This is a genomic window from Bradyrhizobium sp. 613_E4_N2_2, assembly GCF_052075995.1.
In the GTDB taxonomy this organism is placed as follows: domain Bacteria; phylum Pseudomonadota; class Alphaproteobacteria; order Rhizobiales; family Xanthobacteraceae; genus Bradyrhizobium; species Bradyrhizobium barranii.
This window is the reverse complement of the sequence record NZ_CP197234.1, coordinates 5,842,974-5,856,497: the sequence shown is the minus strand read 5'-3', so window position 1 is coordinate 5,856,497 and position 13,524 is coordinate 5,842,974. Positions and strand designations below refer to the sequence as shown.

Sequence of the window (13,524 nt, the reverse complement as noted above, 5' to 3'; positions counted from 1 at the left end):
ATGAGCTCCACGGCGAAAGTGATCCGACGCGAATGGCTCGACTGGCCGTTTTTCGAGCCGCGTCATCATGCGGTCGGCGAGGCGCTCGATCGCTTCGTGCAGTCGGGGGCTCTCGACACAATCGATCACACTGATGTCGATGGCGCTTGCCGCAAGCTGGTGCGCGCGATGGGCGAGGCGGGGGTGCTCGATTGCGCCGTAGCGGCGCCCGACGGCGATGCGACGACGATCGATTCCCGCTCGATCTGCCTGTCGCGGGAGTCGCTCGCCTATGCCGATGGCCTCGCCGATTTCGCCTTCGCGATGCAGGGGCTCGGCTCCGGCGCAATCGCGCTCGGCGGTTCGGCCGACCTGCGCATGGCCGTGCTGCCGAAGGTTCGCTCCGGCGAATGGCTGGCGGCCTTCGCGCTGTCCGAGAAGGAGGCCGGATCGGACGTCGCGGCGATGTCTTGCACCGCGCGCGCCGACGGCGACGACTACGTCATCGATGGCGAGAAGACCTGGATCTCCAACGGCGGTATTGCCGACGTCTACACGCTGTTTGCGCGAACGGGCGAGGCGCCCGGCGCCCGCGGCATCTCGGCCTTTGTCGTCTTCCCGGATGATGCCGGCTTCGGCATCGCCGACCGCATCGACGTCATCGCGCCGCATCCGCTGGCGACGCTGCGCTTCACCAATTGCCGGATTCCGGCGAGCCGTCGCCTCGGCGCGCCGGGCGGCGGGTTCAAGCTCGCGATGCAGACCCTCGATATCTTCCGTGCATCGGTCGCCGCCGCAGCCCTCGGCTTTGCGCGGCGCGCACTGGACGAAGCGCTGTCGCATGCGCGCAACCGGCACATGTTCGGTGCGACGCTGGGGGATCTCCAGCTGACCCAGGCCGCGCTCGGCGACATGGCGACGGAGACTGACGCCGCCGCGCTGCTGACCTACCGCGCGGCCTGGCGTCGCGACGTCCAGAAGCTTCCGACGACGCGCGAAGCTGCAATGGCGAAGCTGACGGCAACCGAGACCGCGCAGCGCGTCATCGACCGCGCCGTCCAGATGTTCGGCGGCCGCGGCGTGCGCAAGGGTGAGATCGTCGAAAGCCTCTACCGTGAAATCCGCGCGCTGCGCATCTACGAGGGCGCGACCGAGGTCCAGAAACTGATTGTCGCGCGCGATCTCCTGAAGCCGCGCTGAGAGGATCGAGAACTCCGCATGAGTACGATGTCGAAATCAGAAGCCGCCGCTACAAGCGGCCTTCAAGTGCTTCAGCCCAGTGGCTGGCCGCAGCCGAAGGGATATGCCAACGGCATCATGGCCGATGGACGTCTCGTTGTGACGGGTGGTGTCGTCGGCTGGGATATCGCGGGTCGGTTCGCCGACGGGTTTGTCGCGCAGGTTCGGCAGACGCTCGAAAACATCGTTGCGATCCTGGCGGAAGGCGGCGCCCGGCCGGACCATCTCGTGCGCCTGACATGGTATGTCGTCGACATGGATGAATACACCGCGAATCTGAGGGCGCTCGGCAAGGCCTATCGCGAGGTGGTTGGCACCCACTACCCCAGCATGGCGCTCGTGCAGGTGGTGCGCCTCGTCGAGCCATCGGCGCGCGTCGAGATCGAAGCGACTGCCGTCGTCCCGCGCTGACGAGGGAGTGCGCGAAGGTGCTGCCGCCCATCGCGCGGGCTCATGGGCCGCTACGCGACCGGAATGAACGCATATCCTTTCGCGTCTTCGACCACTCTGCCGATGCCTGGTCGACCTAGATGAGCGCCGGCCAGCCACGTCTGCGCATTTGCTGCGTCCTGGAGCAGCCTGATCCGGCTGGCCCTCGCCACGGCTTCGTCATCGTCATAGGCCCAGGTAAGCTCGGGACGAGAAAACTGTGCGGCGGGAACGTGGATAAGGTCGCCGCAGAACAAGACATTGTCCTCGTCAGTGTTGAGGAGATAACCCATATGGCCCCGAGCGTGCCCAGGTATATCCACCGCCAGTAAATGATCGGCCAGCCGATCTCCTCCGTTAATGGGGGCAAGGAGCGAACGAAACTGCTCCAGCACGGGCTCGGCAAGAAACTCCCCGACGGCGTCTTCCCCAATCACGATCTTCCTCAGGCCATCAAACGCTCGTCGACCGTCAGGCATCAGGAGACCATTGATGTGGTCGCCATGAGCATGGGTGAGGGCGATCATCGTGATCGATGACGTGTCGATGCCTGCCTCCGCAATCGCCTCCGCGAGATGTCCCATGGACGGGTCCCAGCTCGCGCCCGCTCCACAATCGATCAAGACGCGATCCATGCCAGAGCGATCGAATAGGAAGCAGTTGACCGACAATCGAACCAGCGAAGCGTCCCGCTGAGGCGGTTCGGTCTGCCTGCCTACTTTGTCGTTTGGATATTTGAGGGCCTCGGCGGGCAGGTCGACATATCCATCAGAGAGTGACCAAATCCTCCATGATCCCGAAGCGCAGCCCAAGGTGTTGGCGCTTTGTGACAGAGCTTTCACGGACAACCTGACAAGCGTTTGATTCACTCTCTCAAAACGACAAAGAAGCCGTCAGAGCTTCGAAGTCATCACTTTCTGAGCGATCTTCCAGGTTCCGTCGACCCTCAAGCACGACAACATGTCGGTGAAGTAGCGCGGCGGAATTTGCAATTTCAGCTTCAAAAGCGCGAGCTCTCCCTCAACGTCAATTGAGAGGATCCGATCTTGGCGCTCCAGGCCCTGTTGCTTCGGAGCTTTCAAATTGCGGACAGCTGCCAGCCACGTCGCAATTGGCGTCACGCTCACGTTGCCATCGTCGCCGACCTTGGTCACGGAACTCGAGGGATGGAATATAGACGCGAATTTGTCGGCATCCATTTCATAGGCACTGTCGAAATAGGTCTGCGCCAGGGAGCGCAAGGCACGAGCATCGGTATCCATAGGCCTGTTATCCATAACGTTTGGAACGGGAAGAAACTGCGCGTGGCTGGAAAGCCTGGTCTCCGGCCGAAACCTGCAGAATGTTGCCTCAAGTCTTCCTTGCTGACCGAACCTAGGACAAAGTAGCTTATGAGGATAGGCATGTTGAACAACATGGAGTTATGAGGAATATTCATAAATCATGAGAAACGAACTGAACGAACTCGCTACGTTTGCAATCGTCGCCAGAGAACGGAGCTTTACGTGGGCTGCGGCAAAGATCGGTGTGTCTCAGTCTGCCCTGAGCCACACAATCCGGGGACTTGAGCAACGGCTCGAGCTGCAGCTTCTTGCTCGAACGACCAAGAGCGTCGCACCAACCGCCGCGGGGGCAGCTCTCTTGAAGGAATTGTCTCCGGCACTCGAGCAGATTGCTCGTGCCATCAACGAAGCCCGAAACGTTCGGCACCGGCCTGCAGGGCGCCTTCGGATTGTAATGTCCCGGTCGGCTGCCGTGATGGTATTGTTGCCGCGGCTCACGGCGTTCGCGGAAGCCTACCCCGATATCGTTCTTGACGTTGTTACCGTCACTGGCCCCGTCGACCTCGTTGCGGGTGAGTTCGACGCCGGTATTCAACTTGGCGAGTACATTCAGAAAGACATGATCGCGGTGCGGGTCACCCAGGAGTTGCGATTGGCGGTGGTCGGATCGCCCAGCTATTTTTCATCACGAAGCATCCCCCGGAAACCCAAGGATCTAAATGACCATCGATGCATAAGCCTGCGTCTTCCGGGCGGCCATACAGGTGGGAATTCGAGAAAGGACGAAAGGCGGTCACGGTCGGCGTGAATGGCCCGCTCATCATCGATGACACCCACCTGGTGATTCAGGCGGCACTCGCTGGCGCCGGCCTGGGACTCGCATTCGAAGAGCAGGTCGCGGAGCATGTTGCGAAACGTCGCCTTGTTCGTGTGCTCGAGGATTGGACGCTGCCAATTCCCGGGTTCTTCATGTATTACCCCAGTCGTCAGCATCAGCCGGCTGCGCTGTCTGCGCTAACGAACGCGCTGCGAGCCTCTTAACCATAATTCGACGCGACGAACTGTATAGTGGCGTAGATGCCGGCATGCGCGGCGTCGACGCAGGGAAGCCTGACGTCAATGCGGGCAAGCGAGCTGGCGTCAACGACCGTCGTGCTCTTTCAGGAGGCTTGCCTCGGGCTTTTGCGGTGGCTTAGGTACCGAACGGCCAATTTGATGAAATTGCGCACGACCATCGACGTCTCATCCTCTCGGAATACCAGAAACACATCGGCCGAGGGTGGCGAGGGTCTGATGGGCCGGAATACAATGTCGGCTGTCGTGAAGCGCGCAATGGACTGGGGCACCAGTGCCACGCCGAAGCCCGCCACGATCAGGCTCGGAATCGACTGGGCGTCGACGACCTGCTGGGATACCCGCGGCAAAAAGCCGGCATCGACGCAGCATTTCTGGATGTAGCGTGCGAACTCCGAGCTATTGGGGTCGAGGACGATGTGATCCTCCGATGCTAGTTCGCTAAGCGCAACCCGCTTGCGCCCGGCCAACGGGTGCGCGTGCGGCAGTGCGAGGACCACCTCTTCCCGCCAAGCAAGCTTGCTGGTCAGGCCGTGTTCGGTCGGAACGCTGCGAATGAGACAAATGTTGGTCGTGCGGTTGAGGAGTGCTGCGATCTGCAGTGCAGGCGCCTGCTCATGCACCGTGGTTTTCACCGACGGAGCAACCTTTCGGTAGGCGGCAAGCAGTTCCGCCAGCCGACCGCGCAGGATGGAGCCGGTTGCACCAACGTCAAGCGTGCCGATAAGGCCAGCGCCGATCGACTGAACTTCGTCTTCCGCGAGCTTGATTTGCTGGAGAATGGCGCGACCTCGGCCCAGCAGGGCTTCGCCGGCCTTAGTCAGTTCGACCCTGCGGCTGGTCCTGTGGAGAAGCTGCGTCTTGAGCTCGGCCTCCAGCGTCTGGATGTGCTGGCTCAGCGGTGGTTGGGAAAGGTTCAGTCGCCGAGCGGCGAGGGTGAAACTGCGTTCTTCGGCGACGGCGATGAAATATCGGAGCTGGCGGAGATCCATTTGGAAAACCTATCAATCGTGTCGTTCTATATATTGGACTTGAGATCCGCGATGGTCAACGAATGCCCGACGGAGCCCTCTGCGAGCCGGGCGCGGTCCGCGATCACGGCAAGCGCGCTCCTTTGTGCGTACGACGACACGTCACCACCAAACAACAAGATAGGCGGAGGCCTGAAGGCCCACCAAGCCGCGCCAGCCGAAGACCAGCCAAGCGAGGAAAAGCCGTGCCCAAGATCTTCAAGTCACTCTTCTTCCAGGTCGTCATTGCGCTCATGCTGGGCATCGCCCTCGGCATGGCTAATCCCGACCTCGCCCTTCAGATGAAGCCGCTCGGCGACGGCTTCATCAAGCTGATCAAGATGCTGGTGCCTGTGATCGTGTTCTGCGTCGTCGTGCACGGTATCGCCGCGGCGGGAGACCTGTCGAAGGTTGGAAGGGTTGGCATCCGCTCTCTCCTGTATTTCGAGATGGTCACCACCGTCGCACTGGTGTTCGGCATTGGGCTTGCCTACTATTTCGAGCCGGGCGCAGGAATGAACATCGACCCGAAGACCCTCGACGCCAAGGCCCTTAGCGGGTTCAGCCAAACCGCGGTTCAGGTCGCGGGAGGCGGCGTCTCCGAATTCCTGATGAAGCTCATCCCCTCGACGATTGTGGGGGCCTTCAGCTCCGGCGACGTCCTGCAGGTGCTGATCGTCTCGATCATGTTCGGCTGCGCCGTGTCCTTGTGCGGCGAGCGAGCGAAGCCGGTCGTCGAGTTCATCGAGCGCGTGAACGAGATCATCTTCAAGATGATGAATTTCGTCGTCCGGCTCGCGCCGATCGGCGTCTTCGGTGCCATCGCCTTCACGGTCGGGAAGTACGGCGTTGGTTCGCTCAAGCAACTCGGCGGGCTCGTCGGCCTGTTCTATCTGGCCGTGGTCCTGTTTGTGATCGTGGTGCTTGGCGCAATCATGCGACTGTCCGGCTTCAGCCTGTTCAAGTTGCTCGCCTACTTGCGCGAAGAGTTGATGGTCGTTCTCGGCACCGCCGCAGGCGACAGCGTTCTGCCGCAAACCATGCGAAAGCTCGAGCAGCTCGGCATCAAGCGGTCGACGGTTGGTCTGGTGATACCGACCGGATACTCGTTCAATCTGGACGCGTTCTCCATCTACTTGACCCTGGCCGCAGTCTTCATTGCACAGGCGACCAACACGCCGCTTGCGACAGGCGATCTCCTGGCGATTCTTGGCATCGCGTTGCTCACCTCGAAGGGCGCGCACGGCGTTCCGGGATCAGCCATCGTCGTGCTCGCCGCGACGCTTGCCGCTATCCCGGCTATTCCGGCGATCGGCCTTGTGCTCATCCTGTCGGTCGACTGGTTCATCGGCATTGCCCGCGCCCTCGGCAATTATGTCGGAAACTGCGTTGCCACCGTCGTCGTCGCGTCCTGGGAAGGCGACATCGACAGGGCAAAGGCGCATCGTATCCTGAACGGCGAGATTAATCCCTCAAGTGAGGCGCTGGTCGATGCCGTCGGCGGAGATGAGCCCGTCCCGAGTGCACAGACGGCGTGAAGCGCGAGTGTTGGTTGGAATATGGCGATGCTGACGCTTTCGATTGAGCCTCTAACGAGGAAGGCATTTGCGCCGTTTGGCGATGTCGTCGATACGGATGGGTTGACGCCCCTGCCGATCAACGAAGGCTTTGCCCGGCGCTTCAACGATCTCGCCACGATCGACGTCACCGCGCAAGGCGGACAGATCAACATCAGTTGGTTTGTCGCCTCCACCCGGCCTGCGCCGATCGCGATCCGGTTGATGGAGCGCCATCCGCTTGGAAGTCAATTGTTCATGCCCTTGAACCGCAAGGACTGGTTGATCGTCGTCTGCACGAATCCGCATATCGCCTCGACTTATCGGGCCTTCGCTGCAACGGGACACCAGGGCGTAAACTATGCCCGCAACTGCTGGCACCATCCGCTGCTTGTTCTGGAAGACTCCAGTCCGTTCTTCGTCGTCGACCGGAAGGGCGGGGGCGACAATCTTGAGGAATATTGGCTGGAAGAGGTGATGCAGCTCGATCTTGCGCCGGACAGCATTCTCGGAAAATGACGCGCGGCAAGCAGAGCCGCGCAACGACACACCACACGGGAAACCTATCGGAGGCCACGTCCATGCCATCGCAAACCTATCACGTGCCGCAGGGCGGCCATCCGGCCCAGACGGAGCTCTTGAGCGGCCGGGCGGTCTTCACGAACGCATATGCGGTCATACCCGGCGGTGTGCAGCGCGATATCGTCGTCAGCCATCTGCCGCATTGGGATAACACGCGTGTGTGGGTGCTGGCGCGACCGCTCTCCGGCTTCGCCGAGACATTTTCCCATTATCTTATGGAGGTGGCACCGGGTGGGGGAAGCGAGTTGCCGGAGCCGGACAAGGATGCCGAAGGCGCGCTGTTCGTCGCGGGTGGCAAATTGAGCCTCGAGGTGGCGGACAAGGAGCGGGAGCTGCGACCCGGGGGCTTTGCCTATCTTCCACCCGGCCGCGGCTGGAGCATTCGCAATCGCGGCTCGAGCCCCGCGCATTTTCATTGGATCCGCAAGCTGTATCAGGGCGTACCGGGGCTTGCTCACCCCGACGTCATCGTGACCAACGAGGACTCGGTCGCACCGACGCTAATGCCAGATGCGGATGGGAGATGGAGGACCACACGCTTCATCGATCCGGCCGATATCCGATATGACATGCACATCAATATTGTCACGTTCGAGCCGGGCGCATCTATCCCCTTCACAGAGACCCATGTCATGGAGCACGGTCTTTACGTTCTGGAGGGCAAGGCCGTCTACCGGCTCAACCAGGACTGGGTCGAGGTCGAGGCAGGAGATTTTATGTGGCTGCGGGCGTTCTGTCCGCAGGCGTGCTACGCCGGGGGCCCAAGTCGGTTCCGTTATCTCCTCTATAAGGATGTCAACCGGCACATGGATCTGCGGCCCTTCACGGCAGCGTAAGTTGGAGGCGCTTTTTGGCGAGCTATCGCGGATGGATCATCCGGACGATGCCGATAATTGCACAAAAGCTCGGGGTTACATCGGCTCGATGCCGATCTTCTTGATGACCGCGGCCCATTTCGTCGTTTCCGATGTCATGAAATCCTTCAGGCCTTGTGGGTCCATCACCATGGGCTCGGCGCCTTGCTCGACGAAGAGGGCACGCACCTTCGGATCGTTCACGGCTTCCGCCATTGCCGCATAGAGCCTGTCGAGCACGGCCTTGCCTGTGCTCGCGGGCGCGAGCAGAGCAAGCCAAGCGGCGCTCTCGTAATTCTTGAGGCCCGCCTCCGCTGCGGTCGGTACATCCGGCAGCGCGGTCATGCGCTTGTCGCTGGCCACCGCGAGCGGGCGTGCATCGCCGCTTTTGATCAGGCTGATGACGTTCGGCAAGAGCTGGAAGCCAAGCGGGACCTGGCCCGCGATGAAGTCCGGCGTATAGGCGGCGATATTGCGATAGGGAACGTGCGTGATCTCGGTGCCCGTGAGCTGCTCGAAATAGGCGGCAGCCAGATGCTGCGACGAGCCGACGCCGACCGTTCCGTAGTTCAGCTCCCGCGGATGCGCCTTGGCATAGTCGATCAGCTCGTTCAGTGATTTCGGTGGCAGCCTCGAATTGATCACGATGACATTCGGTAACGTCGCGAACAGGCCGATCGGGACGAGATCCTTCTGCGGATCGTAGGGCAGCTCCTTGTAAAGCGACTTGTTCGCGGCCAGTGGACCGGAGGTGCTCATAAGGAGCGTGTAGCCGTCGGGTGCGGCATGCGCCGCAGCCGCGGTGCCGTTATTGCCGCCGGCGCCGGGGCGGTTGTCGACCACGAAGGCCTGCCCGAGTGACATGGACATGCGGTTGAGCAGGATGCGGGTGATGACGTCGCTGGCGCTGCCGCCGGCGAAGGGCACAAGCACCTGGACCGGGCGGGTCGGATAGTCTTGCGCGTTTGCATGCCGCATTCCCGTTGCTGCGAGCAGGGCGCCACCACCGAGCGTGAGCAGCGACCTCCGGTCAGGACGAAATCCCTCGCTCTCCTGGTGAGCGCCATCTGTGATCTTGCTGCGACCGAACCGTGCCATCTCGGACTGAATCTCCCGACTGTGTCTTGTTCTGCGAGCCCAGGGAGCGTCCGGGACGGGAGTCGTCGGGGATGAGCGCCAGGTCGCGTTTTTCTGCGCCTGGACCGTAGTTAGCAGGCCGCTACGACCGTCATGCCTGCACGTCTCAAAACTTACCAACCCGTCTCATTTTGCAGTGGGCGCGACATCTTGTCCGAGCAGAAATCCTGCACTCAAGAGATCGCTTTCCGCCGCGTCTTGCTGCGCGCCTTGCGGGGCGATGAGGTCGTGCTGCCGATGAATGGCTCCACAAACTCTCTCGCGACGGCGGCCGCTTGCGCAAGATCGTGGCTGATGACATCGAGCACCGCCTTGGCCGCGACCGACACCGCTCGCCGCGGGTGATGCACCCAGGCAATCGAGCGCACGATCCGTTGCTGGTCGAAGCGATGCGCCCGGATGGCGCCGCTCGCGAGCGATTGCCGGAGCGCGATGGTCGGCAGCACTGTGGCAAAGTCGGTGGTCGCGATCACGTCGCAGAGCGCGGGGAGGGTGTCGAGCTCGAGCCGCGGCCGCAGGTCGATGCCGACGGCGGCGGCGTGCTCATCCAGGATCAGCCGCAGGCCGTGGCGCTTGGACGGCAGCACGAGGTCGAAATTCGCGATGTGGTCGAAGCGCAGCTTTGCCGGTGGCCTGACCGGGCTGTCCTTGCGGCAGGCGAACACCATCTCCTCATCCATGATGTGATGCGCGGCCAGCGGCGTCTTCCGGCGCGGCACGTTGATCAGCGCGAAATCGAGCTGGCCGGTGTTGACCCAGTCGACCAGCGTCTCGGTATAGCCCTCGCAGGCGGACAGCGTGATCTCGGGATAACGACTGGCGACCGTCGCCGACGAACTGGCCATAGTGCTCTGCGCCACCGACGTGATGAGGCCGACCGAGACCCGCCCCGAAATGCGCCCGCCGAGCTGCGCCATCTCCTGCCGCGCGTACTCGGCGTCACGCACGATCGGCGCGGTCAGCCGCACCAGCGCCTCGCCGGCGCTGGTCAGATTCATGCCCTGGGCGCTGCGGTCGAACAGCTTTTGGCCGAGCTCGGCCTCGAGCTTGGCGATCTGCATGCTCAGCGCCGGCTGCACGATGTTGAGCTGGCGCGCGGCGCGGGTGACGTTCTTTTCCTCGGCCAGGCAAAGGAAATATTGCATCTGCCTGAGTTCCACGGAGCTGTCCTTTGTTCGCTGTTCCTTGCGCGAGGCCATCATCACAGATGATGGATGATATAATCAATCATTATTTGTAGTGATGGGTGGGATTGCCTAGTCTCGTGGCGGACCGCGAGGCCTCGAGGGCCGCGCCGTCTGGGAGCGAAATCAGATATATGCAGGACGCCACACCCAAGCGGATGATCATCGGCATTTCCGGCGCCTCCGGCGTCACCTATGGCGTGCGCCTGCTGCAGCTCCTGCGCAATGCCGGCGTCGAGACGCATCTGGTGATGTCGAAGACCGCTGAGCTGACCTTTGCCTACGAGACCGACCTGAAGATCGCGGAGGTGAGGGAGCTCGCCAATGTCTGCCATGCGATCGACGACATGGCCTCGGCGATCTCCAGCGGCTCGTTCCGCACCGCCGGCATGATCGTGGCGCCGTGCTCGATGCGCTCGATGTCCGAGATCGCCTCCGGCGTGACCACGACGCTTTTGACCCGCGCTGCCGACGTCGTGCTCAAGGAGCGCCGGCGGCTGGTGCTGATGGTGCGCGAGACGCCGCTGCACACCGGGCATCTCAGGACGATGACGGCCCTGTCGGAGATGGGCGCGATCATCGCCCCGCCCGTGCCGGCCTTCTACGCAAAACCCGAGAACCTCGACGACATGGTCGAGCACACCGTCGGCCGTGTGCTCGACCTGTTCGACATCGATATCGGCGTTGTGCGCCGCTGGGGCGAGGACGAGGCGCTCAAGCGCCGCTCGCCGCCGCTGCGCAAGATCGTGCCTTGACCTGAAGACCTGAGGAATGACCCGTATGCGAATGGAAAATGTTGCGAGGAGAGGCGCGAACGCGCCCGCCGATCTGCGCGCCTGGCTCGCGTTTCTCGCCGAGCGCGGCAAGCTCGCGATCGCCCGCGAGGGCATTGGGCTGGCTGACGAGCTCGCCGCCGTCGCCAAGCGGCTGGAGCGCGATAGCGCCGTGCTGTTTCCGCGCCCCGACGGGCACGAGATTCCTGTTGTCGCAAACCTCTTTGCTGGCCGCGACTGGGTCGCCGATTCCATCGGCGTGACCGAGGACCAGTTGCTGCCACGGTTCCTGGCTGCCGCAAGCCATCCGCTGCCGACGCATGAGGTCGCGAGCGGACCGGTGCAGGACGTCGTCCACGAGGACGTCGATCTGCTGCGCCAACTCCCGGTGCCCAAGCACAATGAGCGCGACAGCGGCCCCTACATCACGGCCGGCCTGCTGATCGCGCGCAACCCGAAGACCGGCGTACAGAACGTCTCGATCCACCGCTGTCAGATCAGCAGCAAGAACCGCATCGGCGTGCTGCTGCTGCCGCGGCACACCTTCTCCTACTACCGCCTCGCGGAGGAGCTGGGCCAGGCGCTGGAGATCGCGATCGTGATCGGCGCGCATCCGGCCTTGATGTTGGCCTCGCAGGCGATCGCCGCGCTTGACGAGGACGAGATGGCGATTGCCGGTGCGTTGCTCGGAGCGCCCGTCGACGTCGTGAAGTGCCGCACCAATTCAGTCCGCGTGCCCGCCCACGCGGAGATCGTCATCGAGGGACGCATTCTTCAGGGCGTGCGCGAACCGGAAGGTCCGTTCGGCGAATTCCCCCAATATTATGGTCCGCGCGCCAATCGCGAGGTGATCGAGGTCGATGCGATCACGCATCGTGCGAAACCGATCTTCCATACCATCGTGGGCGGCGGTTTTGAGCACCTGATCCTCGGCGGCGTGCCGCGCGAGGCGACGCTGCTCCAGCATCTGCGGCGCAGTTTTCCTGGCGTGATCGACGTTCGCCTGACGCGCGGCGGCACCTGCCGCTACCACCTCGCGATCAAGATCGACAAGGCGAACGACGGCGAGCCGAAGAACATCATGATGTGCGCCTTCGGCGCCCATTACGACATCAAGCAGGTGATCGTGGTGGACAAGGACGTCGACATCTCCTCGTCCGAGGAAATCGAATGGGCGGTGGCGACGCGCTTCCAGGCCGACCGCGACCTCATGGTCGTCGCCGGCGCGCTCGGCTCCAAGCTCGATCCGACCACCGACAACGGCATCAGCGCCAAGATGGGTCTCGATGCGACCGCGCCGGTCAACGCGCCCGAGCTCGCTTTCAAGCGCATTCGCGTCAAGGGCGAGGAGGAGGTCGATCTCGCCACTGCCTTGCAGGCCGAGCCCGGCGCTGCGGTCGCGCGGTTTCTTTCGGAGACGCGCGCATGAGCGGATTACCGCTCGGAAGCAACTTGCGTCGGTTTGCGCCGTTGGAATATGAAGCGGGTGCTGCCTATAGTGCCGCGCCGATGAAGCAATCATTTTGCAGCGCAACGCTGCCAGGAGGAAGGAACTGATGTCGACGGCCCTGCGCATCGCTCATGGCGCTTTCGGCAGGGTCGCTCTGCTCGACATGGACCGTTCGCTGGTCCGCCACGCTCATCATCACTGCCACGTCCTGCTCAAGGTCGAGGGCTCCGACACGCAGTTTCTTGTGGGCGACCGGGTCACGCCGCTGACGGACACCGCCGCCGTGCTCGTCGACGGCTGGAAGCCGCATGCCTATGTGCACGACGCCAATCGCCCGCGCACGCTGATCATGGCGCTCTATATCGAGCCGGAATGGCTGAAGGAGTTCCGTCCCGGCTGGGCGGCCAGCGGTGCGCCGGGCTTTTTCGAGCGGCCGTCGGGCGAGGTGTCGCCGCGCATCCGTCAGCTCACGCTGCATCTGGCGGCCGAAATGATGGCGAATCCGGATGCGGTGCGGACCCACGAGCAGACGCTCTCGGATCTCATGATCGCGGTGATCGAGCGATTCACGCCCTGGCGCAGCTTCCCGACCACGATCCGCGGCATGAGCGCGGTGAGCTGCGATTGGCGCATCCGCCGCGCGATGGACGCGATGCGCGTGCACGATTCCTATGCCAACGTCGATCAGTTCGTGAGGGGCGCAGGCCTCTCGCGCGCGCAGTTCTTCCGCCTGTTCGAGACCTCGCTCGGCGTCTCGCCAAAGCTGTATCTCAATGTCGTCCGCATGGAGCGCGCGCTCGACGCCGTCATGCGCGAGGACACGCCGCTCGGCGAGCTCAGCGAGCGATTTGGGTTTCCGGAACCGGCGCATTTCACGCGCTTCTTCCGCGATCACGCCGGCGTCAGCCCGCGCGAGTTTCGCAACGTCTCGCGTCTTGCGGGTTGAGTCTTGCGGGCCGATATTGCGCTGCACG

Annotated in this window: 13 protein-coding genes and 1 pseudogene; 9 read left to right on the top strand and 5 right to left on the bottom strand. The window is 62.8% G+C overall.

Annotated features, from left to right (window positions below):
* Positions 1 to 1,179 carry an acyl-CoA dehydrogenase family protein gene (locus tag AB7290_RS28245; protein WP_085404195.1) on the top strand — a complete coding sequence of 393 codons (1,179 nt, stop codon included), beginning with the start codon at positions 1 to 3 and terminating at the stop codon, positions 1,177 to 1,179.
* 18 nt (positions 1,180 to 1,197) lie between these two features.
* Complete coding sequence (locus AB7290_RS28240) at positions 1,198 to 1,629, top strand: RidA family protein (RefSeq protein ID WP_085404194.1); 432 nt, start codon at positions 1,198 to 1,200, stop codon at positions 1,627 to 1,629.
* Positions 1,630 to 1,679: 50 nt separating this feature from the next.
* Here the strand turns inward: AB7290_RS28240 and AB7290_RS28235 are convergent, their stop codons facing one another.
* The gene (locus AB7290_RS28235; protein ID WP_275552122.1) at positions 1,680 to 2,489 is read right to left on the bottom strand and encodes an MBL fold metallo-hydrolase; all 810 of its coding nucleotides are present in this window, start codon (positions 2,487 to 2,489) and stop codon (positions 1,680 to 1,682) included.
* A 51-nt stretch (positions 2,490 to 2,540) separates the two neighbouring features.
* Positions 2,541 to 2,909 carry a nuclear transport factor 2 family protein gene (locus AB7290_RS28230; protein WP_085404219.1) on the bottom strand — a complete coding sequence of 123 codons (369 nt, stop codon included), beginning with the start codon at positions 2,907 to 2,909 and terminating at the stop codon, positions 2,541 to 2,543.
* A gap of 181 nt (positions 2,910 to 3,090) precedes the next feature.
* Here AB7290_RS28230 and AB7290_RS28225 point away from each other — a divergent pair.
* A pseudogene (locus AB7290_RS28225) lies at positions 3,091 to 3,971 on the top strand (LysR substrate-binding domain-containing protein).
* A 119-nt stretch (positions 3,972 to 4,090) separates the two neighbouring features.
* Here AB7290_RS28225 and AB7290_RS28220 read toward each other — a convergent pair.
* Positions 4,091 to 4,996: a LysR substrate-binding domain-containing protein gene (locus AB7290_RS28220; protein ID WP_063984203.1), complete on the bottom strand. Its 906-nt coding sequence runs from the start codon at positions 4,994 to 4,996 to the stop codon at positions 4,091 to 4,093.
* 224 nt (positions 4,997 to 5,220) lie between these two features.
* Here AB7290_RS28220 and dctA point away from each other — a divergent pair, with 224 nt between their 5' ends.
* From dctA to AB7290_RS28205, 3 genes are all read left to right on the top strand, one after another.
* Positions 5,221 to 6,552: a C4-dicarboxylate transporter DctA gene (gene dctA / locus AB7290_RS28215; RefSeq protein ID WP_085404192.1), complete on the top strand. Its 1,332-nt coding sequence runs from the start codon at positions 5,221 to 5,223 to the stop codon at positions 6,550 to 6,552.
* Between the two features lie 21 nt (positions 6,553 to 6,573).
* Complete coding sequence (locus AB7290_RS28210) at positions 6,574 to 7,089, top strand: ureidoglycolate lyase (protein WP_354114255.1); 516 nt, start codon at positions 6,574 to 6,576, stop codon at positions 7,087 to 7,089.
* A 62-nt stretch (positions 7,090 to 7,151) separates the two neighbouring features.
* Entirely contained in the window at positions 7,152 to 7,988 is an 837-nt protein-coding gene (locus AB7290_RS28205; protein WP_085404217.1) for a bifunctional allantoicase/(S)-ureidoglycine aminohydrolase, read from the top strand.
* A gap of 75 nt (positions 7,989 to 8,063) precedes the next feature.
* On the opposite strand, the gene AB7290_RS28200 is transcribed toward AB7290_RS28205, so the two are convergent.
* Both AB7290_RS28200 and AB7290_RS28195 read right to left on the bottom strand, forming a co-directional pair.
* The gene (locus tag AB7290_RS28200; RefSeq protein WP_085404191.1) at positions 8,064 to 9,104 is read right to left on the bottom strand and encodes a Bug family tripartite tricarboxylate transporter substrate binding protein; all 1,041 of its coding nucleotides are present in this window, start codon (positions 9,102 to 9,104) and stop codon (positions 8,064 to 8,066) included.
* Between the two features lie 212 nt (positions 9,105 to 9,316).
* On the bottom strand, positions 9,317 to 10,288 hold the full coding sequence (locus AB7290_RS28195) for a LysR family transcriptional regulator (protein WP_085404216.1): 972 nt from the start codon (positions 10,286 to 10,288) through the stop codon (positions 9,317 to 9,319).
* A 173-nt stretch (positions 10,289 to 10,461) separates the two neighbouring features.
* Between AB7290_RS28195 and AB7290_RS28190 the strand changes: the two genes are divergently transcribed.
* The 3 genes from AB7290_RS28190 (at position 10,462) to AB7290_RS28180 (ending at position 13,496) form a co-directional block, all read left to right on the top strand.
* Positions 10,462 to 11,082 (top strand): UbiX family flavin prenyltransferase, encoded by a 621-nt coding sequence (locus AB7290_RS28190; protein WP_085404190.1) that lies wholly within the window; start codon positions 10,462 to 10,464, stop codon positions 11,080 to 11,082.
* 25 nt (positions 11,083 to 11,107) lie between these two features.
* Positions 11,108 to 12,529, top strand: a complete 1,422-nt coding sequence (locus tag AB7290_RS28185; protein ID WP_085404189.1) for a UbiD family decarboxylase — start codon at positions 11,108 to 11,110, stop codon at positions 12,527 to 12,529.
* Positions 12,530 to 12,656: 127 nt separating this feature from the next.
* Complete coding sequence (locus AB7290_RS28180; protein ID WP_085404188.1) at positions 12,657 to 13,496, top strand: helix-turn-helix transcriptional regulator; 840 nt, start codon at positions 12,657 to 12,659, stop codon at positions 13,494 to 13,496.
* Positions 13,497 to 13,524 lie beyond the last annotated feature (28 nt).